General features: G+C 40.5%; 15 protein-coding genes and 1 tRNA gene. 7 read left to right on the forward strand and 9 right to left on the reverse strand.

All coding sequences use genetic code 11. The annotated features are described in order from the left end of the window. Nucleotides 1–30: 30 nt before the first annotated feature. The 5 genes from LB450_RS13175 to LB450_RS13195 all read left to right on the forward strand — a co-directional run bounded on the left by LB450_RS13175 (nt 31) and on the right by LB450_RS13195 (nt 5,597). Complete coding sequence (locus LB450_RS13175) at nt 31–1,314, forward strand: UDP-N-acetylmuramoyl-tripeptide--D-alanyl-D-alanine ligase (RefSeq protein ID WP_224489706.1); 1,284 nt, start codon at nt 31–33, stop codon at nt 1,312–1,314. Then, nucleotides 1,304–2,650: an MATE family efflux transporter gene (locus LB450_RS13180; RefSeq protein WP_224489707.1), complete on the forward strand. Its 1,347-nt coding sequence runs from the start codon at nt 1,304–1,306 to the stop codon at nt 2,648–2,650. The genes LB450_RS13175 and LB450_RS13180 overlap by 11 nt, the downstream gene beginning before the upstream one ends. A 78-nt stretch (nt 2,651–2,728) precedes the next feature. Further along, nucleotides 2,729–3,838, forward strand: coding sequence for a vWA domain-containing protein (locus LB450_RS13185; protein ID WP_224489708.1), 1,110 nt, complete (start codon nt 2,729–2,731; stop codon nt 3,836–3,838). A 1-nt stretch (nt 3,839) separates the two neighbouring features. Then, nucleotides 3,840–5,303 (forward strand): magnesium chelatase, encoded by a 1,464-nt coding sequence (locus LB450_RS13190; RefSeq protein WP_224489709.1) that lies wholly within the window; start codon nt 3,840–3,842, stop codon nt 5,301–5,303. Between the two features lie 117 nt (nt 5,304–5,420). Continuing rightward, the gene (locus LB450_RS13195; protein ID WP_224489710.1) at nt 5,421–5,597 is read left to right on the forward strand and encodes a hypothetical protein; all 177 of its coding nucleotides are present in this window, start codon (nt 5,421–5,423) and stop codon (nt 5,595–5,597) included. A gap of 205 nt (nt 5,598–5,802) precedes the next feature. Here LB450_RS13195 and LB450_RS13200 read toward each other — a convergent pair whose 3' ends face one another. The 7 genes from LB450_RS13200 to LB450_RS13230 all read right to left on the reverse strand — a co-directional run bounded on the left by LB450_RS13200 (nt 5,803) and on the right by LB450_RS13230 (nt 20,700). Further along, on the reverse strand, nt 5,803–9,645 hold the full coding sequence (locus LB450_RS13200) for a T9SS type A sorting domain-containing protein (RefSeq protein WP_224489711.1): 3,843 nt from the start codon (nt 9,643–9,645) through the stop codon (nt 5,803–5,805). 376 nt (nt 9,646–10,021) lie between these two features. Beyond that, on the reverse strand, nt 10,022–10,753 hold the full coding sequence (locus tag LB450_RS13205) for a DNRLRE domain-containing protein (protein WP_224489712.1): 732 nt from the start codon (nt 10,751–10,753) through the stop codon (nt 10,022–10,024). Nucleotides 10,754–11,193: 440 nt separating this feature from the next. Then, on the reverse strand, nt 11,194–15,057 hold the full coding sequence (locus tag LB450_RS13210; protein ID WP_224489713.1) for a glycine-rich protein: 3,864 nt from the start codon (nt 15,055–15,057) through the stop codon (nt 11,194–11,196). Between the two features lie 42 nt (nt 15,058–15,099). After that, nucleotides 15,100–17,973, reverse strand: coding sequence for a glycine-rich domain-containing protein (locus LB450_RS13215; RefSeq protein ID WP_224489714.1), 2,874 nt, complete (start codon nt 17,971–17,973; stop codon nt 15,100–15,102). Nucleotides 17,974–18,263: 290 nt separating this feature from the next. Next, complete coding sequence (locus LB450_RS13220) at nt 18,264–19,538, reverse strand: metal-dependent hydrolase family protein (protein WP_224489715.1); 1,275 nt, start codon at nt 19,536–19,538, stop codon at nt 18,264–18,266. A gap of 165 nt (nt 19,539–19,703) precedes the next feature. Beyond that, complete coding sequence (locus LB450_RS13225; protein WP_224489716.1) at nt 19,704–20,150, reverse strand: ferritin-like domain-containing protein; 447 nt, start codon at nt 20,148–20,150, stop codon at nt 19,704–19,706. 130 nt (nt 20,151–20,280) lie between these two features. After that, a complete protein-coding gene (locus tag LB450_RS13230; protein ID WP_224489717.1) occupies nt 20,281–20,700 on the reverse strand; it encodes a DUF2141 domain-containing protein in 420 nt (139 codons plus the stop codon). A gap of 422 nt (nt 20,701–21,122) precedes the next feature. Here LB450_RS13230 and LB450_RS13235 point away from each other — a divergent pair, with 422 nt between their 5' ends. Beyond that, on the forward strand, nt 21,123–21,629 hold the full coding sequence (locus LB450_RS13235; protein WP_224489718.1) for a hypothetical protein: 507 nt from the start codon (nt 21,123–21,125) through the stop codon (nt 21,627–21,629). A gap of 375 nt (nt 21,630–22,004) precedes the next feature. On the opposite strand, the gene LB450_RS13240 is transcribed toward LB450_RS13235, so the two are convergent. Beyond that, nucleotides 22,005–22,078 (reverse strand) — tRNA-Asn (locus LB450_RS13240). 93 nt (nt 22,079–22,171) lie between these two features. After that, entirely contained in the window at nt 22,172–23,536 is a 1,365-nt protein-coding gene (rseP, locus tag LB450_RS13245; RefSeq protein WP_224489719.1) for an RIP metalloprotease RseP, read from the reverse strand. Nucleotides 23,537–23,685: 149 nt separating this feature from the next. Between rseP and LB450_RS13250 the strand changes: the two genes are divergently transcribed. Next, nucleotides 23,686–24,366: an SCO family protein gene (locus LB450_RS13250; protein ID WP_224489720.1), complete on the forward strand. Its 681-nt coding sequence runs from the start codon at nt 23,686–23,688 to the stop codon at nt 24,364–24,366. Nucleotides 24,367–26,002: the final 1,636 nt, after the last annotated feature.

The raw sequence follows: 26,002 nt of genomic DNA on the forward strand, positions 1-26,002 counted from the left end.
TTTGTATTAGAGCTTTTTTTATTTCTTAGTATGAAAGATATATCTAACCTGTATTCAAAATTCCTGGCAAGCAGTGGTGTCTGCACAGATACCAGGAAAATTGAACCGAATTCTATCTTCTTTGCCTTAAAAGGAGATAATTTTGATGGGAATGCCTACGCCGATAAAGCCCTTGAAAGTGGTGCTCTACTGGCTGTGATCGATGACCAAGACCAAAAAGGAGAATCAAAAATAGTTGTGGACAATGTTTTAGAAAGCCTTCAAGAGCTAGCTAACTACCACAGAAACCAAATTGAAATTCCAATTATAGCGATTACCGGAAGCAATGGAAAAACCACTACTAAAAAATTAACTCTTGACGTCCTTTCCAAAGAATTTAAAGTTAAAGCTACTGCTGGCAACTTAAACAATCATATCGGCGTCCCACTAACATTACTTTCCTTCACTGCTGAATTGGATTTAGGCATTGTAGAAATGGGAGCTAATCATCAGAAAGAGATTGAAGCGCTTTGTAAAATTGCACAACCCAATTACGGGTTAATTACCAATTTCGGGAAGGCACATCTGGAAGGCTTTGGAGGTATTGAAGGTGTCATCAAAGGGAAATCTGAACTTTACGATTACTTAATTGAAAAAGATGGTCTCATTTTTTTCAATCGTGATGATGAATTGCAGGTTGAAAAAGCAATTCAGCATAAAAATTATAGCATAGGAGAAAAATCACTTTCAGACTGTCAGGTTATTTTTAAGGAAGCTAAGCCCTTTGTTTCTGTTGAATATTCAAATGAAATTATCCAAAGCAAGTTAATTGGCAGCTACAATTTCAAAAATATTTCTGCGGCTATTGGTATTGGAAGATATTTTGGTGTATATAAAGAAAAGATTAAAGGAGCTATAGAAGACTTTGAACCCGAGAAAATGAGATCTCAGATCATTACAAAAAATGGCAAAGAGATTTTACTGGATGCTTATAATGCAAACCCTACAAGTATGGAAGCAGCATTAAGAAGTTTTAAGCAAATGCATCCCGACAATCAAACCGTAATTTTAGGAGATATGTTTGAAGTTGGAGATGAGGCTTCAAAAGAACATGCTCATATATTGGACATTTGTCAACAGTTGAAATTTGAAACTATTTGGGTTTGCGGCGAGCAATTTCAGGAAGCTTCTTCAGAATTTACTAATGTGGCAGGTTTTAAAACCACAAAGGATTTAAAAGATCACCTGAAGGAAAACAATTCTCAGCTCACCTCTTATATTCTAATAAAAGGATCCAGAGGAATGCAATTGGAAAGCATTTTGGATGTCCTCTAAATCGTCCATAAAAACACCCAAAGTATCTTTTAAAGAGATCAATACCATTGCTATTCCTGCAATAATAGCTGGAATAGCAGAACCCCTTATTTCTTTAAGCGACATTGCCATCATAGGAAATGTGGAAACAAATGCTGTAGAAGCCCTGGCTGCTGCAGGTATAGTGGGTTCTTTTTTGTCTGCTATCATTTGGATCTTAGCTCAAACCAAAACAGCTATTTCCGCTCTTGTCTCACAGCATTTGGGCTCCAACAGGCTTAATGCGGTAAAAACCCTGGTTCCACAAACGATTTTGCTCAATTTCATTTTAAGCTTAATCATCTACTTTGTCACGGCTTTTTTTGCTGAACTTATTTTTAGTGCCTACAACGCAGAGGGCCTGATTTTAGATTACACCCAAAGCTATTACCGCATAAGAGCTTTGGGCTATCCTTTCACACTTGTAACCTTTGCCATATTTGGGGTCTTCAGAGGTTTGCAGAATACCTTATGGGCGATGAAGTGCAGTCTTGCGGGAGGGGCTGTAAACATTGGATTGGATTTTTTACTGGTTTATGGCATTGATGGTTTTATTCCTGCCATGCACCTGGAAGGAGCAGCCATAGCCAGTGTAATTGCACAGGCAGTAATGCTTGTCATGGCCTTATACTTTTTTATTAAAAAAACCCCTTTTCACCTTAAGCTCAGTCTCAAACTCAACCCAAGTTTAAAGCCTCTTATCTCCATGGCATCCAATTTGTTTCTGAGGACGCTGGCACTAAATATTGCCATCTATCTTGCAAATTCCTATGCTACTGATTATGGGAAAAACTATATCGCTGCCCAAAGCATCCTGATGAATATCTGGTTGTTTTTCTCATTTTTTATCGATGGCTATGCCAATGCAGGCAATGCCATTGGCGGCAAACTTCTTGGAGCGAAAGCATATACTAAACTTTGGAATCTGAGTAAAGACATCAGTAAGTATGCGGTTATCATCGCTCTTCTATTAGCGGGGATTTGTGCTTTACTTTATGATGAAATCGGTCTTATTTTCAACAAAGATGAACAGGTCCTGTTTCTGTTTTCTTCAGTCTTTTGGCTGGTTTTGCTTATGCAACCCATCAATGCTATTGCGTTTATGTTTGATGGCATTTTTAAGGGCCTTGGCGAAGCTAAATACCTCAGAAATGTATTACTCATCGCTACTTTCCTCGGTTTTTGGCCCACGCTGATTTTGTTTGATTATTTAGGGCTAAAACTTTATGCGATTTGGATTGCTTTTTTTGTGTGGATGCTTATCAGAAGTATAGCTCTCGTTATCAAATTCAGAAAAAAATACTTATCCACTTCTTAAAAGTATTGGGTTTTATTTTAAAAACAGTTTAACACAAACTTATTCCTTCTCTCCTCTTATTTCTACTACTTTTAAGCTATGGCAAATTATAGAAAAGGAATCGTATTTAAAACCTATCAGGAAAACACCAGCTTGTTCGATAAGCTTTTGGATATCTTTATGGAATTGATTACGCACACCTCTGGAGACTTCGATGAAGCTATTGACTGGTTGCGGGAACTGGACAAAGCTTACGAGATTACAAATGAAGACTACACCATAGATGATTTCATAGAAGATCTCAAAAAGAAAGGCTATATCCGAGAAGAGATAAAACCTGATGGGAATTCCGGGGTGAAAATCACCAATAAAACAGAACAGGCGATTCGAAAGCATGCCCTGGAGCAAATTTTTGGAAAGCTTAGAAGAGGTGGTTCTGGAAAACACAAGACAAAACAGACAGGTATAGGTGAAGACAAAACTGGTGATTTGAGAGATTTTCAGTTTGGAGATGGCTTTGATCAGGTCTCTATGACTGAAAGTTTTAAGAATGCACAAATCAATCATGGAATTGATGAATTTCAAATGTCAGAAAATGATCTGGTCGTCAACGATACGCATCACCAAACCCAAATGAGCACAGTACTCATGATAGACATCAGTCATAGTATGATTTTATACGGGGAAGACAGAATCACCCCCGCCAAGAAAGTGGCGATGGCTCTTGCTGAAATGATTACCACTAAATACGCTAAAGACACCCTGGACATTATTGTTTTTGGAAATGATTCCTGGCCTGTAAAAATTGGTGATCTGCCCTACTTACAAGTTGGTCCTTACCACACCAATACTGTAGCAGGCCTACAACTGGCTATGAAAATTTTGAGCAGGAAAAGAAATGCCAATAAGCAAATCTTCATGATTACCGATGGGAAGCCGAGTTGTTTGAAACTAGCTGACGGAAGCTATTACAAAAACAGCGCTGGCCTTGATGAAACCATCACCGGGAAATGTTACAATATGGCGGCTCAGGCCAGAAAATTAAACATACCCATCACCACCTTTATGATAGCATCTGATCCCTACTTACAACAGTTTGTAAGACAATTCACCAAATCAAATCAGGGGAGAGCATACTTTTCAGGACTGAAAGGTTTAGGAGAAATGATTTTTGAAGATTACGAAAATAACAAAAGAAAAAAACTATAACATGCAATTAACTGCACTGAAGACGCTTGGAGATTTAAAAGAAAATAAGTACACCACTAAACCTATAAAAGATGAATTGAGAGATAATCTCATTTTCAACTTAAAAAATGATAAAAATTCTTTCGAGGGTATTTTTGGCTACGAACACACCGTTATTCCTCAGTTAGAACAAGCTATCCTGTCCAGACATAATATTAATCTTTTAGGATTGAGAGGACAGGCTAAAACAAGAATTGCAAGGCAGCTTCTCAATTTACTAGACGAATATATTCCTGTGGTGGAGGGTTCTGAAATCAATGATGACCCATTTCAGCCTGTTTCAGTTTACGCCAAGGAGCTTGTCGAAAAGGAAGGCGATAAAACACCAATTACCTGGCTACACAGAAGTGAACGTTTTGCAGAAAAACTGGCTACACCCGATGTCACCGTTGCAGATATTATAGGAGATATCGATCCTATAAAAGCAGCTAACCTTAAACTGAGCTACGCCAACCAGAGAGTGATTCATTATGGTATGATTCCCAGAGCCAACCGGTGTATTTTTGTCATAAATGAATTACCCGATTTACAGGCGAGAATCCAAGTGGCTTTATTCAATATACTTCAGGAAGGCGATGTACAGATAAGAGGCTTCAACCTGAGATTACCACTTGATTTACAATTTGTATTTACGGCCAATCCCGAAGATTATACCAACCGAGGCAGTATTGTTACCCCTTTAAAAGATAGAATTGGTTCTCAAATTTTGACACATTATCCAAAAGATATCGAAATCGCCAAACAAATCACTAAACAGGAAGCCAACTTGTCTAAATTCAAAAAAGATCACATCAAGGTTCCAGATTTGGCCAGAACGCTTTTGGAACAAATTTCCATTGAAGCCAGAAAGAGCCATTATGTAGATGCCAAAAGTGGTGTAAGTGCCAGATTAAGCATCACAGCCTTCGAGAATTTAATGAGTACTGCAGAACGCAGAGCACTGGTAAATGGTGATGAAGAGACCTGTTTACGCTTAAGTGATTTTAGTGGTATTATTCCAGCTATTACAGGGAAGGTTGAACTTGTTTATGAAGGTGAAGAAGAGGGTGCTGAATTTGTTGCCCAACAACTTATTGAGTCTGCCATCCTAAACCTTTACCCGGTTTATTTCCCTGAGATCAAAAAACTTGAAAAGCAGGATGAAATACAATCTTACGATGAGATTTTGAAATGGTTTTTGGAAAATGACGATATTCAATTTTTTGAAGATGATTCCAATGCTGAATATGAATCTGCCTTGTCAAAAATCAAACCCCTTGAAAAAATGTTAGACAACCATGTCTCCAATTATGAGCCCGATGAAAAATTCTTTTGGATGGAATTTATTCTTTGGGGTCTTTCTGTTCATAAGAAATTAGACAGAAAGCAGGTAGACACACAACTTAATTTTGGAGACTCCCTCGGGAATTTCATCAAAGGACTTTAATTTAAACACCCCTGGTTGCTCTGCATCTGGGGGTTGTTTTTGAGAATTAGTCCAGGAGTTCAAAGCTTATGTGATTAAATCTATTATATTTAAAGACTTTAATCATAAAACAAGACCATGCAAAGCAATATTCCCAACCCGGAAGGCAGTCATAGTGAAACTTATAGACCTGATGAATTCACTGAATTCTTTTACGACAATTGGATTTACCTGGTCATCGTCATCGTTATGATTTACATTGTTGTGATGTATTACAAAATCTTAAAGGAGAGAAAAAAGAATAAAGAAAAATAAACCTTTAAGAGTAGTTAACATAGAAGGAAATGTTTTCTTCAAAAGGCATTCTACCTTTAAGCAACTAATTAAAAACTCCGTTAAGATAAAACCTGACTTATAGTCTAAGTCTGTAAGAGATTTTACCACTTATTAATGTGGCATTTTAAAATGCTTCACAGTATCATGTAGTATTTTTTTTGCAAAAGCATCATAAGTACAAGAACTAGTTGATGATGATTTTTTTGGTGTACTCTTTATCATCCACCTCAATATTAATAAGATACACTCCGCTTTCCAGATTCTCTATTTTTCGAGTCGTCATTAAACCGTTTTCTACGTTTACAGATTCAGTAAAAATCAGTCTTCCCGCCATATCCATCAACTGTAAGCTGGCATTCTTACCGCTAAAGTCTGGCAGTTGAATGTTCAGAATCTCTGAAGCTGGATTTGGATACACACTGATGTCTTTGGTATTGATCTCCTCCACTCCAAGGGTCTCCTGTTCAAACTTCAGTTCGAATCTTGTGATCGAGACACTCTCAGGAATTTGTTTATTGGCCGTAAAGGCGTAGGTAGTCACAGCGTTATTTTCTAGTTTTTGAAGATCTCCTGTATAGTTATCTTTGAGGTAGGCTGTTTTTTCAAAATCCTGCACATCCATTTCTAATTGATATGCAGCGTTCTTGTAGTTGAATAAGTTAAACTGGACCGTCTCTTCCGGAGCAGGATAATTTCGCCTCTCGATGGATAAGTACTTATCCTTATGACGAATGGCAAACGACTCATCAGAATTCCAGAATTTAAGCGCATCGTTATTGAGTATGGCGTTGTCAAAACTCTCTTTGAAATATAACCTAACCCCATCGGCTACAATATAATTTGAATTGTCATTCCTCTTCAAAGTTACATCTAAGCTGGCCGTGTTGTCCACACTAAAAGTTCCATTAGTAAATCCCTGATTCAAATTCTTTTTGTGTGTTTCCTTAAAGGTTAGACTAGGTAAAGGCCCGGTATTTTCAACAAACATGGACTGGTTGGGCTGTAAAAATCTATTTGCTTTTGAGTATGTAGGTACAGGAGTTCCTGATGCTAAATCAACAGTTGCATAGCCACCTCTTAGGTTAATGGTGGGATCATAAATCCAAATAGTTTCAGTATTAACGCCAGTCACATTAGCACTGGCCAAAAGCTCTTTGATATCGACCTGAGCCTGGTAAGGGTTGGCTATTAGACTGAATTCTCCAACATCAGGGGCAAGATTTTGTACTACAACATCTCCAGTTTCGAGTTCACCCGTAAAACGCAGGGTTGTGGGATCTTGTGACGCTACATTATTATTGATATTTAAGTTAAGCTCACGCCCCCCACGTATCATTAAGGCGTAGGATTCTCCAACATTTAAAGTTTTTGTATCTGTATTAGGTATGGCATCCCATCGCTGAGGAGAAGATGCTTCATTCCAAGTATACATGGAAGGATTACCCGTTTGGGTAGCATCAAAACCATTATCACCCGTTGTAGACCCGGTGATATGCGTCCCAAAACCAGGGGTCTGAACCGATTCTGGATAATTCGTATAATCGGTAACTTGATTGCCTTCCTGAAGATTGGCCTGAATGGTTTTTTTATCACACGCAGAAGTTTTTACAGAAGAAGCTATGTATCTAAAGGCGCGTTTATTCGGTTGGATGTAGCGCTCTACCACCACACAACCTGAAATACCAGCACTACTGCCAACTTGTGATAGCACCGCGGTTTGAACTTCAGTGCTTTTGAAAGTTAATAACTTACCAGGAGCTATTGTAAATGTACCCAGGTTAAGATCTAAAATATGAATTAAATCTGCATTGTCTGTAAGTGTAACCCCAGCAGGAGCAGTAGCAGAGTTATTCACCCGAATATGTTCAAAACTTCCGGCATCTGGGTCTGTAGCTGCACCATTTCCAATAATTTGTTGGGCAGCAGTACCATCAAAAACCACAAAACCTTCACCCCTAAAATCACCTTTATTGGTCAGGTTTTCTTTTATATGAAGTGTTTGAAGCGTGTCAATAAACACTGTATAAGGTGCATCAACGGATAATTCACCTACTTCCTGACTAATAGTGACGTTGGCATTAGCCTTCACAATAGCTGTATCTAAGGCAGTTGGAAGTCGGTTAAAGTTCCAGTTGGCTTGAGTTTCCCAGGTTCCGCCTAGGCCCACATCTCCGGCGCTTCCTTCAAAAATATAAGGCTCGCATCCAGAACTTATAGATGCGTTAGTAACATTGGCTAAACCTGTACCATTATAGCCTGCTCCAACAACCAGTCCATTAATATCCACAGTTGGGACACCAGCCCCATAAATACGGTCGTCGCCTCCATCTGCAGAGGGATTGTTATAATATTCATTGGCATCGGAACAGCCATCGCCGTCGGAGTCCAGGTCTAAAAAGTCTCGTAAACCATCGCCGTCTGTATCCTGATTACTACCAAGGCCTTCCTCAGTATTTAAAATCCCGTCATTATCAATGTCGTCATCATTTTTATCTAAAACCCCGTCCTTGTCTGAATCCGGAAGTTGGGAAGAAAATGAAATTTGCCAACCATCTCCTGCAGATTCAGTACTGGAATCTGCCCAAGGACCTCCTCCGTCGCCTTTTATGAAAACTTTAAACTTAACACTTGTAATATTTTCACCGTTTAAACGGACAGACCCCTGAGCAGAATCATCGCCAGTATTACCAGGTGATGCCTGGTTATGTATAATTTCATTACCATTTACAACAACAAATGCTGAAGTTCCCGAAAGTCTCGTTAAACTTTTATCGGCATCAACTAATTCAAATTCAGTTGAAACTAATTGTCCAGTTCCACCAGTCCCGCCTAATCCAGCTATGTGGATTATAGGGTCTGTAAGCGGCGTGTCAAATTCAATCAGCATATCAGCCATTCTTACCGTAGCGTCTGTAAGTACACCAGAACCAATTAATGCCGCTGTGTTAGTTAAAATAGATAAACCACTATTTTCTGTAACAGAAATACCTGTTCCTGTTGCTGATGATGTGGATGTAAAGTAAGAATCTAATGGATTACCAAAAACATTAAAACTTGTGTATATAGGAGTAGCAAGATTTATCTCATAACCAAACACCACCGCTGCATTTTCTGTAAAACCACTGAAATCAGCTCCATCAAAATCATAGGGCTGATTATCAAAAGTGACCGTTGCTTCTAGAGATGGACTGTAGGTAACAAAATTGTTAGCTGATGGATTATTTGTATTTTCAGATAACTGTACAGCTGCGGAAAGTGCAGGTCCTTGCCCCGTGGGATTTGTTCCGAGAGTTGAAAGTTCAAGAGAAGGGAAACTAAACCTGACTCTTCCGTTTGCTCCAGCACCTCCAGCACCACCATTATTCCCTTGAAAATATCCTCCACCACCGCCGCCACCAGGAACAAGGCCTGGAAATCCGTTGTCCCCTTTAAGTGCACCATTTCCTCCATTTCCTCCACCATCTGGGGCTGCAGCTCCAATACGTCCATCAATTGCATCAGTACCATTTGCATTTATTCCTGCAGAGGAACCGCCACCCCCCGCATAAATACCATCTTCAGAATTTGATCCTGTTCCACCTGAAAACTTAATATCTCCAATACCGTTAGTAGTAGCACCTCCAGTTGCCCCAATATTTGAATCATTTGGAACTGAATTACCACCAACAGCTCTTACAAAAACGTTGCCTTCTAATGAAGCTTCAGACGTTCCTCCAGGATTTGTATCATTTGAACCGGCACCTACTGTATAGTTAATTACCTGCCCTGGAGATACATTCACTATCTGGAGAGAATAAGCACCACCACCACCACCACCACCAGTAGTTTTATTTCCAGTTCTGCTACCACCACGTCCACCACCACCCCAGACTTCAACTGTAATTTGAGTTACACCTGCTGGGATCTCAAAGGTCTTATTAGACCCAGGAGTATCATCTACTTGCTGAGAATAAGTACTCAGACCATAAAAGCAAAACAATGAGGTAAATAGGAAAAGGAATGGTATTCTGGGGATGTAAAATTTCATTTAACTTAAAATTTAATTTTAACTTAGGATTGGTGGTGTAAAACTAAAAAACTTAGAAAACAAGTGACTTTGAATAATTGTGAAGACTTAATCGAAATTGCTTTTTGGGCAATATTTTTTTTAAAAAAGGCATTAAAAAGTTATTTTTAATTAAAAAAACGGGCTTTTTGATGATTAGGACTAAGGAATAACAGGTTGATGTTAGCTGTGTTAAACCGGGACTGATTAGATAAAATACTGCTCTTATTTAAGAATTACATAAAGCTTAATCCTGTAAACTCCCATCACTGATTAAATTGCTTAGCAAGCGTTCTGACGAAATTGAAATTACCCAGGCTTGGATATCCTGGATAGAATGACTTTAATAATTAAAATGTTACTGGTCGTCGATAGTTAACTCTACGGGTGAGGGGAAATTGATATCCACAACACTGGTTGAGGAATTGTAAGCTTCCTGAATCACTTCTAAACTCGGTCTGTGATTTGGGTTTTTAGCATCATCAGAATGTATGCTAAACCAGGGATTATCTTTAGTCTGAGGCACTAAAACAATCCCGTAATTTGGATAAATACCGTATAACCACTCATTGGCCAAAGTAGTAATGTCTATATTGTAAACCGTGCCCTCCGGATTGGAATAATTTGCAGTGGCTGAGGCATACACCGTCCCTGAAAAATCTCCACCAGGGGTTTCCCAGTTTGTAATACCGGAAGAATTCCAGTTAAGTCCGGCAACTTTTTCATAATAGCTTCCGTTGCCTTCAATCCAAGGCTTCGTGACCCGATACACATCAAAAGCAATAGTTCCGTTTGTTCCGGTGCCTTCGCCCTGTACCAACCTTAAATTGGCATCTGTAATACTATAATCGGACTCCAGATTACTAAGGTCAAACTCGATAAAGATATTTTCCTGTTCTCCAGATTTAGACTCTAAAAATACATCAGGACAAGCACCGTTATTGAATTCGTTTCTAATTTCATAATTAGAAGTTACTTTGGAAGACGTGATTGTATTACTGATTTGAGAAAAAACTTCATCACTACTGAACACTACGAGGAGTATCAATAGTAAAAGCTTAAACTTATTCAGGTTACAATAAAATTGCATTTTAATAACGGATTAAATTTAAATTCAGGAACAAAAATATGTAATAGCACAGTTAACCGATTTTAATTATTGCGGCTGCTTACGAGCAATTGCTTTTTTAGTAAAATTTTATGATTTTTTTATGAAAAATAAGGTGTGTTTTTTATATCGAAAACGACAGACTAACCTGCCTGAGTTTGAATTTAAAGATTAACCTCCTGATAACAAAGGCCCTAAGTGAAATTTATAAAACGACTGTAAGTAATGCTTACAACCTTCAGTCATGATCAAATCCGGAATAACTACGCACCACCTGCTTTTCAAAAATCCTATTTCTTAAAAAAATACTGCGTTTTTTAGTCAAAGTCTGAAGGCATTTGCATTAGACCATTTTAGTGCTTTTTTTGCTTCCCTATCCTGATGAAGAACCGTTAATTTTAAATACAGCATCCTTAAGAACACTATTCGATTATAATTTTTTTGGTGTATTCCCGCGTATCAATCTTAATTTTAACCAGATACACCCCGCTTCCTACCTGCTCTATTTGTCGGGTCGATAGGATACCGTTTTCAGGACTTAGCGTTTCTCTGAACAGCAGTCGACCAGCCATGTCTATCACTTGCAGCTCCGCCTTTTCAGCACTCAGGTAAGGCAGCTGAATGTGCAGGAGTTCTGAAGCGGGATTGGGATAGACGCTTATGCCTTCACTTTCCATATCCTCGGTACCAAGCGTCACTGCTTCAAACCCAAGCTCAAAGCGAGTACTCGACACACTTTCCGGGATTTGTTTATTCGCTGTAAACGCATAGGTAGTTACCGCATCCTGTTCCAGTTTCTGAAGCTGGCCTGTATACTTGTCTTTTAAATAGACTGTTTTATCTAAATCTTTCGCCTTTAATTCAAACTGATATTCGGCGCTGGAATAGTTAAACAGACTCAACTGAACTGACTCCTCTGCTTCAGGATAGTTTCGCCTTTCGATGGATAAATAGGTACCAGCCTGGTTGATGGCCAGTGACTCACCCGAGTTCCAGAGTTTAAGTGCATCGTTGCCTTGTACGGCCTTGCTGAAGTTATCTTCAAAATATAACCTTACCCCATCCACAAGGGTATAATCCGACTGATGATAACGCCTTAAGGTGATATCCAGTTTACCGGTATTATCCACACTGAAGGTCCCGTTGGTGAATTCTTTATCTGAACCTTTTTTATGACTTTCTTTAAAAATTAAAGCAGGAGTATTTCCTGTATTTTGGACAAACATAGACTGATTGGGCTGCAGGAATTTAGTTGCTCTTGAACCTAAAGGCACCGGATCAAAATCAGGGCCTTGCATGTCTAAAGCCGCATAGCCCCCGTGAACCCCCAGGTTGGGATCGTAAATCCAGACATGAGCAATATTGATGTTTGATACATCAGCATCAATTAAAAGCGTTTCAATATCCACCTGAGCCTGGTAAGGATTAGCGATTAAACTGAATTCTAAATTATTTGCAGCCACACCAACTGCCGGGAAATTACCCGTGACCAGTTCCCCTGTGAAACGCAAGGTGGTTGCCGAGCCGAGTTGTGTGTTGTTGAGGTTTAAATCGAGTTCACGCCCCCCGCGCACCATCAGGGCATAGGCTTCTCCAACATTCAATTGTTTTGTGTTAGTATTAGGAATGGCGTTCCACTGCTGCGTTGTAACATTCCAGGAAAACATGGACGGATTGCCCGTTTGCGTGGCATCAAACCCATTGGCAACGGCGTTAGAACCTGTGATATGCGTCCCAAAACCAGGGGTCTCACTCACTCCGGGATAGTTCGTATAATCGGTAACTTGCTGGTCTTCCTGAAGATTGTCCTGAATGGTTGGCCTGCCGCAGTTCGTCGTGCTCACTGCAGAAGCGATGTATCTGTACGATCGATTGGTGGGAGGTATAAAACGTTCCACGATGACACAACCGGAAACAGTAGTTCCTGAAGCCACCTCGGTTAAAACAGCCGTTTGATTTTCAGTGCTTTTAAAGGTTAAGAAATTATCAGCTTCAATCGTAAATGTTCCGGCATCCAGGTCTAACACATTCAGTACATCCGCATCATCGGTGAGTGTTAGGCCGGCCGCATTGTTTAGCCGTATATTGCTAAAACTTCCAGCACTCGAATTCCCTACCAGGCCATTGCCTATAATTTGTTGAGGAGCATCTCCGTCAAAGACCAAATAACCATAACCTTGAACAATTCCATTATTGGTCAGGTTTTCTTTGATGCTGAGCGTTTGCAGCGTATCGATAGACACAATAAAAGGAGAGTCAATGATCAATTCCCCCACTTGCTGTAAAATAGTTACATTGGTATTAGCTCTTACTTCAGCCGTATCAATGGCCGTAGGAAGCCGGTTAAAATTCCAGTTGGATGCAGTACCCCAGGCCCCACCTAAACCTGTGTCTCCGGCGCTTCCTTCAAATATATAGGGCTCACATCCCAGAAATACAGTATTATCAATAACATTAGCCAGATTTGGTCCGTCATAGCCGGCCCCAACCACAAGACCATTAGCATCTACAGCTGGTGTACCGTTACCAAAAATACGATCATCTCCGCCATCGGCAGAGGGATTGTTGTAATATTCATTGGCATCGGGACAGGCATCGCCGTCAGAGTTTAAATCCATAAAGTTGAGTGTTCCGTCAGCATCTGTATCCACAGGCGTAAAGCCATTTCCTGTATTGGCTGCATCCGGAACACCATTTGTGGTTGTCCCACTAATACGGCCCTCTGCAGATATGGTCCCCGTAAAGGTCGGATCAGCTTCCAGCACATCATAAATCCCGTCGTTATCGGAGTCAGTGTCCAGGTAATTTAGAAGGCCATCACCGTCCGTATCACAATTCAAAAACAGGGCTTCAATGACGATTAAACCGTTACCGCCAGGTACAGCATTGAAATTCCCTCCGGTTCCTACACCCGCCACATAATCCGGATCGGTCGTACGCGGCGGCGTCTGTACACTTCCGCGTATCGTCTCACCATCAATCGTGCTCGTTATGGAGATATAGCCTGAACCACCGCCACCGCTACCTTCATTATTGCTTGCAATCGTACCTGAGCCACCGCCATAATAGCCACCACCCCCTGCGCCTCCATTTAAAACCGCATTTCCGCCAACTAAATAGTCGCCGGGATTACCATTAGGCGGGCTTCCCCCACCAGAGTTTTGATCTCCACCAAGTCCATTTATTGACGCACTACCACTATCGGCATCACCACCAGACAGGCCTCCACCCTCACCAGCATGAGATCCTGGATTAGTAAAGGCTGGCGATGTTCCACCGCCACCTGCTATAGCTATTAGATCTGAAATAGAGACTGAGGCTGGATTGGATAGCGAAGCATAAGTTAGAGCGGACATACCTCCGCCTGAACCAAAATTTCTAGAACCATCACTATCCCCAGCACCTCCATTCCCATACGTCCTGGAACCTGTCGAAGAATCCCCTCCCTGTCCAACGGTGACCGTGAGAGACGTACTCGTTAGGGAGGACACAGATATCATCACTTCTGTAAATCCCCCGGCACCGCCGACGCCTCTTCCACCTTGTGTATCTCCACGACCTCCGGCGCCCCAGATCTTGACTTTAAGGTGGGAGGCTCCTGCAGGCACATTATAGGTCTGGTCTACGCCAGTATAGGCTAAGACTGTTTTCTGCTTAGGAATACCACACTCATCCTCGTTTAAAATTCCGTCATTATCAGCATCCAAATCACACAGGTCTGCAACCCCATCTCCATCGGTATCTGTATTTCCGGAGGCTACAGGATTACACGCGTTACAGGCTTCTGTGATCGTGTTGTCGATTGCATCGGCATAGTTTGTGCCGTTATAGTCTGCCTGTTCTACCCGTCCGTCGGCATCCACCTTTAGTGAACTGGAGGTTCCATATTCTAAATCATCATCGCCATTAAGGTTCCCATCGGCATTGCCACTAAAGTAGTATTCGTTGGCATCTGAGCAGCCGTCAGCATCGGAGTCTAAATTAATGAAGTTTGGGGTTCCATCATTGCCTGTATCCACAGGGGTAAATCCATTTCCTGTATTGGCAGCAGTTGGGACACCATTTGCCGTTATCTCATTAGTATTAATATCAATGCGACCTTCTGCAGTTATAGTTCCAGCAAAACCTGGCTCAGCTTCCAATACATCGTAAATACCATCGTTATCGGAGTCTAAATCCAAATGGTTAGGAATGCCATCACCGTCTGTATCTAGAAATAAAGTGGCTTCATACCGGATTCTGCTTAGCGACCATGCCACTGTATTATCATACCTGGCTGCATCCATCAATCCTGAGTAATTTGAAACTGCTACTCCATCATCAACTGCTTATGAACCATTACCTATGGTTCCACCAACGCCTCCAGCGTCCCCATGTGCCGGGACTGTATTATAATCTGCATCTACTGAATTTGAAGCTCCATCTAAGTAAACCGTTAATGTTCCACTATCAAATGTGGCTGCTACATGATGCCACTTGTTGTCCACCGTTAAAGCATCACCCACAGTGACATCAATCTGATTGAAACTAGAACTAGCCGCCCTTGTGGTGTATGTTAATAGGCCATCATTAAGCCATAAAGCAGATCCGTTACTATTGCCCCCTTCTTCATAAATAATTCGATTTCCACTTACATTATCCGGTTTAATCCAGGCGGAAAAACTGATTTGTGTATAAGCACTTTCCATAAAGCCACCGTCCACGCTATATCTTATTTCCTGATCCGTTCCGTTAAAACTAGCAGAATGAGTTCCCTCTATAACATCGGTTGTAGAATAACCAGGAGCAATAGTGCCGCCAGCGACTGCATCGTGGTTATTCACAGAACTATCATTTGTTGTATTATCAAACGTCCAGAAAGCTTCAGGTTCAGGACTAGCATCAAAAACCGCTGATCCAGATCCATTTGCTTCATCTGCATTTAAAATCCCATCATTATCAGCATCCAGATCACACAAGTCTGCAATGCCATCCCCATCGGTATCTGTATTTCCTGACGATATTGGGTTGCACGCGTTACAGGCTTCTGTGATCGTGTTGTCGATAGCATCGGCATAGGTTGTGCCGTTATAGTCCGCCTGTTCTACCCGTCCGTCAGCATCCACCGTAAGTGTACTGGAGGTTCCATACTCTAAATCATCATCTCCATCTATATTTCCATCGGCATTGCCACTAAAGTAGTATTCGTTAGCATCGGAACAGCCGTCATTATCAGAATCTAAATCTAAACGATTGGGAACGCCATCGTTATCTGAATCGAGGTCAGAAGATAAGATTGAGAAAGGAATTGATCTTTTAGTTATTAGGCTGCTTTCATAGCTTACTTCAAGAATTTGCCCACCATCATTTTCAAAAAATAAGATTTCTATACTATGGACTCCCGCACTTAGCGTGATATTTTCAGATCGTTCTCTAGGGGCAGTAAGACCGTCATTATCAACCACCTCTATCCCATCAATGAATAACTTGGAGCCATCGTCTGAATTGGTATAGAAGGTATAAGCCCCCGCTGTGGCTATGTTTATCGAACCCTTGTAACGAATTGAAAAGGTGTCAGCGTTACCAGTTAAACTGGTACTTAAGCTCGTGACATCAAAGTCTGATACATTACCTGAGTAATCAGGAGTTGTTGTAGGAATGTTATCCACGCTATTGCCGGCAGGAACACTATCGTAAAATTCATAACTTAATTGTCCAATGGTGAGTTCATCAGAGTCCAAAATCCCATCGTTATCTGAATCTAAGTCCAGGTAATCTGGAATACCATCGCCATCTGTATCTAAGGAGGTTTCAGCACACGGAGCTACTTTAAATAAAATTTCTTCGATCCAGGGATCCCATAGAACCTGACCGCCACCTACCCATAAAATTCTATAATTGCTATAGGCTGTTGTATTGGCACTCAGGCTAAATACTTCCTGCTCACCGGAGACCACGCCATCTGAAGTGCCTGAACCTAAAAGATCCCAGGATGTTCCGTTAAAGCCCTGTATTTGATAGGCCACATTGTTCCCCAGAAATGAGTTATTTTGGGTATTAGTTAAGTCATCTGTATTCAAAAGCACCTTTAATTCGGTGATGACCAGGGGTTCTACAAATGAGATATTAAAAATCTCTGTTTCAGTACCAGGGTAAGTTTGATTGTTGCCAAAAAAGAAGTTTTCCTGAGTAAGAATACCATCGTACAGTGTAGCAATATCATTAAAGGATGTAAGCTCTGTCGTAACTCCGGAAATAGCTTTGGTTATATAACAGGTAGACCCCTCATTAAGATCTGCAAGGCCATCATTATCATTATCGAAATCGTTTTCATCGGCAATTCCATCCCCATCGGTATCCAGGGAATACCTCAAAATCACAACCCCGGAACCCCCGTCGCCACCTGCGAAAACAGAATTAATACCTCCTCCGGCACCGCCACCTCCGCCTCCGGAATTGGCTTCTCCATCCTGCGCATTTCCAAAAGTATTGCCTGTTCCGCCACCGCCTGAGCCGCCTGTACCATCCGTTTCAGATTCTGTAGCGCCGCCACCGCCACCAGCGTAAAATGTAGATGTACCAGTTATAGCATTTTGAATGCCGGTTCCTCCAGTTCCGCCTTGACGATCAGAACCGTCACCTCCGGCAGCACCAGCTCCACCGCCTCCGCCCCCGCCTCTTCGGACTGTATTGTTAGCGTTAAATGAATTGCCACCCGCATTACCCTGACCTGCCGGAATGGGATCGCCTGGTCCTAGTGATCCACTATCTACTGCGCCACCTTCACCGCCACCAGAGCCGCCATTACCTCCTCTGTTGTTTGAATCTTGACCTATACCGCCGCCGCCGCCGCCAGTAGCAAGAACAGAGCCAAATTCAGAATCTAGTCCGTTTGCTCCTCGCGTGTTATCTAAACCACCTGGGGCACCCGCACCACCGGCTCCCACTGTTACTGTAAGAACAGTACCAGGCGTAACAGGCAGGATGCCCTGTCGCAACCCGCCGGCACCGCCACCACCACCAAACCAGGCACCACCGCCACCGCCACCGGCAATGACCAGATATTCTATGCTTGTAACCCCTTCGGGCACGGTGAATGTCGTGGTTCCTGGGGTATCGAATGTTGTGACTTCCTGGGCGTAACTAGCAAAACAAAAAAAGCCAAAGAATAGAATCACTGAAAACGCAAATCTTAGCCTTTGGTAATTAAAATGACTAATCAAAATGTGGAGCTCTTTACTTGTTTAGTATAATATTAACTATAAACAAAAAAGAGAAATTTTAATAATTGCGACCGATAAGCGACAATTGCTATTTTAACATTACTTTAATAGATGTAAGGTATTAAAATGTAATTTTTAACAGGCAGAATAAGCTTTTTAGCCTCCGAATTTTGAAAGATTGAACTCAATTCATCTCTAACACCTTGATTTGAAATCACCTAGGGTGTTTTGAAAATTTGCTGCTATAAGTGATAAAATGCTTTGTTAAAAAAACCAGGAGTAATTTAAAACTATGGTTTCACGACTTCGCCACCTTTCATGACGAAAATGACATTTCTAAGTGTAGAAATATTCTGGATTGGATTTTTTTCAACAGCAATAAGATCTGCCATTTTACCTTCCTCAATCGATCCATATAAATCCTCGACATTCAGTAGTTTTGCAGGAATCAAAGTCGCGGATTGTATAGCTTCCATTGCAGGCATCCCCACTTCTACCATATACCCAAATTCTTTAGCATTGTTTCCATGCTTGAACACGCCGGCATCCGTACCAAACACAATATTGACTCCTTTTTTATAAGCTTTTTCAAAGGTATTTTGGAGTTTTGGACCAATAGCCTTTGCTTTAGGGACTACCAAATCCGGATAATAACCTTCGATTTCAGCTAGCTCCGCAACACTTTTCCCTGCTGTGATGGTTGGCACAAGGTAAGTATCGTGTTTTATCATCAACTCCATGGTTTCCTCAGACATCAGCGTTCCATGCTCAATGGTTTTGATGCCCGCTTTAATGGCGCGTTGCATGCCTTCATCGCCATGCGCATGGGCGGCGGTTAGCATACCATAATCATTGGCCGTTTCTACAATAGCTCTGATTTCATCTTCAAAAAACTGAGGATTCTGACCGCTTTTGGCCACACTCAGCACGCCTCCGGTAGCAGTGATTTTAATCACATCTGAGCCGTTTTTGTAACGTTGCCTCACGGCTTCTCTGGCTGCAGCTGTTCCATTAATCACCCCATCGGCTGGCCCGGGAGTTCCCATTAAATCTGCTTTGTACCCATTGGTTGGATCGGCGTGGCCTCCGGTAGTCGCAATAGATTTACCAGCAGAATAAATCCTTGGCCCCATCACCAAACCCTTGTTGATTGCATCTCTTAAACTCGAATTGACACCCGTTCCCCCCAAATCTCTCACCGAGGTAAACCCCGCCATTAAGGTTGTCCTGGCGTGGCTTTGCGCTTCATAAGCCACATCGGCTTCATCTAGCGTAAAAGGTTTGATGTAATTGTCTTTAGACGTCTCTGATTCTAAGTGCACATGCATATCGAATAAACCCGGAAGAACTGTTGAACTACTGAGGTCTATCAATTTCGAATTTTCGGGAACATCCACAAAACCATCTTTAACCTCAACAATACGGTCCTCTTCGACAATGATGGTTTTTTCAGAAACCACTTCCCCTTTATTGACATCTACCAGATTTCCACAATAAATATAAGTTTGTTGAGCTGAAAGCGTTAGGTTCAGTAATAATACGCTAAGGGCTAGTAGTGATTTCATAGGAAGTTATATTTGGATTAAAAATAGGAAAATAAATCGATCCTGAACACAGTCGCAACAAATTAATGACTGACTCACATAATCGACTAGCCATAAATCAGTTTTTTAAAATAAAAAAGGCTATCAAATGACAGCCTTTAACTTAAAATAGTGTGTTGGTAACATTTAAGCAAAATCCTTAATGGTTTTCACATAGTCAAGAGCTGCTTGTACGCTGCTGCGGTGTTTTTCGAGTAGTGATCTGGTAGAAGCAGGAAGGTCGACTTCTTTCAAGATTTCATTGTAATCTTCCAAAGCCTTTTTTTCTCCTCTGATGGCTTCTTTCAGGACAACTTCATCACTATCGCTGGAAAATGTAGATTTAAGGTTCATCCAAACGCGGTGGGCATCCCCCTTTAAACTTGTTCCTTTATCTGGCTTTTCGCCAAAAGATCTGATTTCTTCTTTAAGTTCATGTCCAAAATCATATCTATCGGTTGCCCGTTCCTTAAAGAAATTTTTGAGACTACTGCTTTTTACATTATCCTTGGCTGCTATGTATCCGGCTTCTGCATCGTAATTCTTTTCTAATAGTTCGTTGAGTTTTTTAGAGACGTTTTCTGTATAATTCATAATGATTTTTTTAAAAATTATGCCTTAATATAACATATACATCGCTCAAATTCATCCTGGTTAACAGAATTTAACCCTTAGGTGAGTTATAAATAAACGGCCTGATGAACCTATAAAAACATCTCCGATATCAATTCATAAATTCAATTCTAATCGTCGAATCTTCACTCAACAAAAACTTACACTTCGCAAATTTAGGTCTGCCAAAGGAAGTCATTTTTGAAGCACCAACGGGTTCCTTAGGAATTCCTAAAAAATTGGTGTCGAGCTCAGCATTTCCATTCAAGTCCTGAAAAACAGAAACCGCGTACTCGCCTTGTGCTAAGCCTGTAAACCTAAACTCAGCTTTGGAGTCAAAATTTTCGATTTTACCCGTTTGCAGAGCATCCTTATCTCCACTAGGGAAACTATTTTCATTGTCATGTAGAGAAAGGTATATCACCCCTTCACTTTTCTCTATATCCTGAATACTCACCTTTAAACTGAGGTCCTGAGAAAATCCTGTAAAGCTCGCCATACTTACTAATACTGTGAATACAATTGTTTTCATGAGAATATCGATTTTGGATCCAAAAAACCAAGGCATTACGGATGACTATTACCAGAGTAACCCTAACCTGCCTCGTCCTGGAATTTTATGTTGTTAACAATTTAAATCATATGAGCTGTCTTTAAGTCCTATTTAAAAAAATATTCTGATCTGTAGAGGTGGTTTTATCGTTTTCGGAAATGATTTTAACGTAAATACTTTGAAATAGCAGTGTGGTATGCTTAAAAACCCGTAATTGTTAGGGTTTTATTTTAAAAACAAATCAACTCCAATGGTTTACAAAGCAACTTATAAGCCAAACGAATGAAAACATGATGTTTATACTCATGAATAAATGTTAATAAATTAGCAATATTTAAGAAAATAAAGCTATTATAGATAAAGAGACTTAACTTGGATATCGATTACAAAACCAAGCCTTTATGAAAAAAATGAAATTACTATTCCTGTTTACATTTCTCACTTACGGAAGTATTTATGCACAATGGGAGAAAAAGCATTATGTCGATGATTTTGGAGACAAAACTGACAAAACCTATGAGTCTTTTATGGTCACCGGTACATTTACAAACTCAGTGAGCACAGATCGGGATGCGGTTTTTGAGTTTATCAAAAAAGAAAATGCCTTTAGAGTAAAAGTCTATGAGTTTGGGTATAATTTAGCTACATCATTAGAACATAGGACTGTAACAGTCAAAATAAAACAACCCAACTGTAACGTTGTAACTATTAATGATGTTTCCTTTACCAAAAAAGGAAGCCTGTATTTTGATGAAGAAAATTTTACTGAGATAATGTCAGCCTTTTCGAGTTCCGGACAATACACGATGCTATTCAATAGAACCAGCGACCAGTCAACAAGTAGATATAGGCTAAATTTTAAATTGGAAGAATTGAATCCTCAAGAAAAAGCTATCAGTTCATTCTAGGAGTTTTTTATCTAAAACTGCTTTAACCCTGAAAACCTTTTATATACGTTACAGTTGTGCTACTTTAGGTATGTAAAACATCTGTTTTTTCAAGCATTGTTTACTTTTCGAATGAATTCAGACATCAGCTTTTAATATCATGACTTGAAAATGTGTTTTGTAAGTCAACAGTTGCTTTAAGTCAAACTATTCCCTCAAATAAAACAAGAAACAGTTTCAGCAGTGATGCACACATGAAAAAGGGGCTTAAAAAATCTTAACCCGCATTGGATAGTAGCTCCTCAACTCCGATAGTTATCAGGAGAGCGAACTTTGGACTTTTCACAAATCCCACAAAACAAAAAAGCCCGATACTTGCGTATCAGGCTCTTAATGCTCCCCCTCAAAGACTCGAACTTTGGACCCTCTGATTAACAGTCAGATGCTCTAACCAACTGAGCTAAGGGGGAATTTAGGTTATGCAAAAACTCTCGTGTTTTGCGGTTGCAAATATAAACCAATATTTAGTTTCACAAAATATTTTCTGGAAAAAATATTAATTTTTAGCTGCCTGTCAGCCAGCGGTACACATCGTTACCATTAGCAAACAAGACCAAAGCTATAAGTATAAAGAAACCAATCATTTGGGCGTATTCCATCACCTTTTCGTTGGGCTTCCGACCAGAAATCATTTCGTAAAGCAGAAACATCACATGTCCTCCATCCAAGGCTGGAATAGGAAGTATGTTCATAAACGCAAGAATGATAGAAATAAAAGCAGTTGTCGTCCAGAAGGCTTTCCAGTCCCAGGCCTCAGGAAACAAACTCCCTATCGCTCCAAAGCCACCAACTTGTGTGGCTCCTTTTTTGGTAAATACATATTTAAACTGGGCTGCATAATCGTGAAGCGTCCAGTAGGCAAAATCAAAACCAGCCCCAATACTTTCTCCAAAACTGTAAGTCTTGGTCAGGATATCCTCTGCAGTAATCGACGAGGTAAAGACCCCTATATTACCGTCTTCGTTGGTAGAGATGCTCACCTTTCCAAACCCATCACCGCTCAATTCTTTATCAAGCCCAGGATTGGCTTCAGATGTGGAGTCATAAGTCAGCTCAACAGGCTGCCCCTGGCTGGCCTGGATTTTTTTTCTAAACTCATGCCAGTACTTTACTTTTTCGCCGTTAACCGAAGTAATCAAATCTCCTTTTTTGAGACCTGCTTTTGCAGCTGGAGAATCTGCCAGCACACTGTCTATAAGAGGTTCTTTTACAGGAGAAAAAGGCTGCATGCTTCCAGACTGGAATAACTGCTGACCGATATCTTCCGGTAAAGCAATAGTTTCTGTAGTACCTGTTGGGTGTTGCACTTCTACAGTATTCACATCTCTTAGCAACAGGTATTTATTGATGTCGATTTGGCTTTGCAGCGGTTCCCCGTCTACAGTTAAAATCTTATCACCATCCATAAAACCATAGTCTTTCATCACCTCAGCGGTTTCCAGCCCGTCATCAAATACTTTGGGAGACAGGTAGTTTTCACCATACACAAACAAAACCATCATATAGATCAAGAACCCCAGTACAATATTAACCGTCACCCCACCCAGCATGATGATGAGCCGCTGCCAGGTCGGTTTGCTACGAAACTCCCAGGGCTCGGGCGGTTTCGACATCTGTTCTTTATCCATGCTCTCGTCGATCATACCCGAAATTTTGACATATCCCCCAAGTGGCAGCCAGCCAATTCCATAGACGGTGTCTCCTATTTTCTTTTTGAAAAGAGAAAACTTTACATCAAAAAACAAGTAAAATTTTTCAACTCTGGTATTGAAAAGTTTGGCTGGGATAAAGTGACCAAGCTCGTGTAAAACAATAAGTATAGACAAACTCAAAAGGAGCTGAATAGCTTTTATAAAAAATGGATCCATTAATCAGTAATTTTCAACCGCAAAAGTAATCTTTTATCGGTGCATAAAAAATTTTTGACAAGCTACTGCTTAGACTTAACAAATAATTGTAACCCATGAGACTCTACAACATCCACATTCGGCTTATTTTTGCAGTATAAAAATTCAAAATGCTTAAGTTTTTCGCTAAATACAAGTTTTTTTTCGTGGTCATGCTCCTGCTTTCGGCAGTTATCATCACAGTCATTTACAATCAGTTGAAACCCACGCCTCAACTTCCCGTTTATCAGCCCAGCATGGTGACGGCCGAGCTCGTGGATACCACGGTTCAATACGTTAGAAAATACCATAAAGTGGATGATTTTAAGCTGGTGAATCAGAATGGAGATACCATCACGCAGAAAGATTACGAGGACAAGATTTATGTGGCCGATTTCTTTTTTACGACCTGTCAAAGCATATGCATAGACATGGCCAAAAGCATGCAGACTTTGCAAAAAGAGTTTAAAACGGACGACGACATCAAGCTGCTGTCCCACTCCGTTACACCAGAAATTGACGATGTCGCCCAACTCAAATCCTATGCTTTGGAAAAAGACGTCATCGACAGCAAGTGGAATTTGGTCACAGGCGACAAAAAACAGATTTACAACCTGGCCCGAAAGGAGTATTTGGCTTCCAAAACCGAAGGCGATGGCGGCAAATACGACCTTATCCATACCGAAAACTTCGTGCTGGTCGACAAGGAAAAACGCATCCGTGGTTTCTATGACGGCACTAATTCCAAGGAAATCGAAAAGCTGATCAAGGATATCGATATCTTAAGGCTGGAGTACCTCCCTGAAGACTAAATTTTTCTTCTGACTTTGCCCCTGCCAAATTAAATGTTATACGACAGTAAACTTTTACGGCGTAGTTAGCTTAAAAGTGAGCGTCCGTTGTCGAGAAAGATTCAAACCGTGAGTTAAAAATAAATAGCATCGTTCACCTGAAGCCGGGTGTTCTTAGGCTGGAGAAAACTTTGGGTAGTCAAAAAAATCAGATCTCACTCAGACCTCACAGTCCCGAAGTTTTGGGACTGTGAGGTTTGAGACTGGTAGCTGGATATCGTTAAACTTAAAGCCAACACGTATAAACCTACCTCCGTTCCTTAAAAGCCAGGATCAGAATAAATCTTTAAGCACCACATTTTTATTTGAGGTATTTACAATTATCCCTCCCCTCGGGGGAGGTTAGGAGGGGAATTACTCCTCCCCTTGAGGGTTCCGATCCCGATAAATATCGGGACTATGGGAAAGGTGGGGCTTTTATAGTAGCCCTGAGATTGAAAACACTTTTCAGAATGCTCTGTCGGTTTTTTAATCATAAAACCCTCCCTGTTTCCAAAACATGGAGGGTTTTTTCATTTGCTAAAAATGATTAAGCGTGTTTCCGGTTCAATCGTAGAGCCATTAATAAAATTTCACGATCTTTTCTTCCTTTGGATTAAAAGATAAAACAAATAAAAAAAGGAGAAGACAACAATTGCTATGGCGAGATATTTAAAAAAGGGTGAATACACTTCCTGACTTTTATCCCACATATATTTTCCCCAGCTTAAGCAAGCCAATAAATATATTCCGATGAACTTTAAAAAATTTTTCATATTATTTAGCGTTATCCTTTAAATTTTTTCCTGATTCGTCATATATCGCATCGCATCTGGAATCCCCTATATGATTAGAATTCCCTTATATATATTCAGACGTTATAATTCAGAAGTTATATCTCATGAAAACCAATACATTTGCAATCCACACTGAAGTATATGCGTTCATGCCTTTACGGGAGAAGCTTCTGCCTAGCAGGAGCTTTCTCTTTTTAAATTAATTAACTATCTCATTAGCAGATGTTTAGGTTAATATAAAATTATTAAAAAAAATAAAACATATTAACCTGTTAAGTGTAAAAAATCAACAATATAGATAATCTTTGCACAATTTATTTTAAACTCTTACAATCTCAAAAGTCCTCAGGCATTATGCCGGCAAGCAGGAGAAACTGTTTAGCTGAAGTTGAATCTTAACACTCAGGACAATGGCATGAAGCTGACTTTTAGATCTAAGCTGGATATCATCACATGTTGAATTAATACGTATAAACCTGCATACGTTCCTTAAAAGGCAGGATCAGAATAAATCTTTAAGCACCACATTTTTATTTGAGGTATTTACAATTATCCCTCCCCTTGGGGGAGGTTAGGTGGGGAACCATCCCTCCCCTTGGGGGAGGTTAGGTGGGGAACCATCCCTCCCCTTGGGGGAGGTTAGGTGGGGAACCATCCCTCCCCTCGGGGGAGGTTAGGTGGGGAATTATCACTCCCCTCGTATGTTTGATTTCATATAAATATAGATTTATAAATTTAAAGAATCAATTATAAAGGGTCTCAATAAGAGTATGGTTCTTCCCTTGATAACAATTACGTATATCGCCCTTGAGATAATCACC

The organism is Psychroflexus curvus, assembly GCF_020164585.1.
Taxonomy (GTDB): domain Bacteria; phylum Bacteroidota; class Bacteroidia; order Flavobacteriales; family Flavobacteriaceae; genus Psychroflexus; species Psychroflexus curvus.

What these genes read in the sequence shown, in the direction of transcription:
- LB450_RS13175 (WP_224489706.1), top strand. Translation starts at nt 31, where the DNA reads ATGAAAGATATATCTAACCTGTATTCAAAATTCCTGGCAAGCAGTGGT.
- LB450_RS13180 (WP_224489707.1), top strand. Translation starts at nt 1,304, where the DNA reads ATGTCCTCTAAATCGTCCATAAAAACACCCAAAGTATCTTTTAAAGAG.
- LB450_RS13185 (WP_224489708.1), top strand. Translation starts at nt 2,729, where the DNA reads ATGGCAAATTATAGAAAAGGAATCGTATTTAAAACCTATCAGGAAAAC.
- LB450_RS13190 (WP_224489709.1), top strand. Translation starts at nt 3,840, where the DNA reads ATGCAATTAACTGCACTGAAGACGCTTGGAGATTTAAAAGAAAATAAG.
- LB450_RS13195 (WP_224489710.1), top strand. Translation starts at nt 5,421, where the DNA reads ATGCAAAGCAATATTCCCAACCCGGAAGGCAGTCATAGTGAAACTTAT.
- LB450_RS13200 (WP_224489711.1), bottom strand. Translation starts at nt 9,645, where the DNA reads ATGAAATTTTACATCCCCAGAATACCATTCCTTTTCCTATTTACCTCA.
- LB450_RS13205 (WP_224489712.1), bottom strand. Translation starts at nt 10,753, where the DNA reads ATGCAATTTTATTGTAACCTGAATAAGTTTAAGCTTTTACTATTGATA.
- LB450_RS13210 (WP_224489713.1), bottom strand. Translation starts at nt 15,057, where the DNA reads ATGGATGCAGCCAGGTATGATAATACAGTGGCATGGTCGCTAAGCAGA.
- LB450_RS13220 (WP_224489715.1), bottom strand. Translation starts at nt 19,538, where the DNA reads ATGAAATCACTACTAGCCCTTAGCGTATTATTACTGAACCTAACGCTT.
- LB450_RS13225 (WP_224489716.1), bottom strand. Translation starts at nt 20,150, where the DNA reads ATGAATTATACAGAAAACGTCTCTAAAAAACTCAACGAACTATTAGAA.
- LB450_RS13230 (WP_224489717.1), bottom strand. Translation starts at nt 20,700, where the DNA reads ATGAAAACAATTGTATTCACAGTATTAGTAAGTATGGCGAGCTTTACA.
- LB450_RS13235 (WP_224489718.1), top strand. Translation starts at nt 21,123, where the DNA reads ATGAAAAAAATGAAATTACTATTCCTGTTTACATTTCTCACTTACGGA.
- rseP (WP_224489719.1), bottom strand. Translation starts at nt 23,536, where the DNA reads ATGGATCCATTTTTTATAAAAGCTATTCAGCTCCTTTTGAGTTTGTCT.
- LB450_RS13250 (WP_224489720.1), top strand. Translation starts at nt 23,686, where the DNA reads ATGCTTAAGTTTTTCGCTAAATACAAGTTTTTTTTCGTGGTCATGCTC.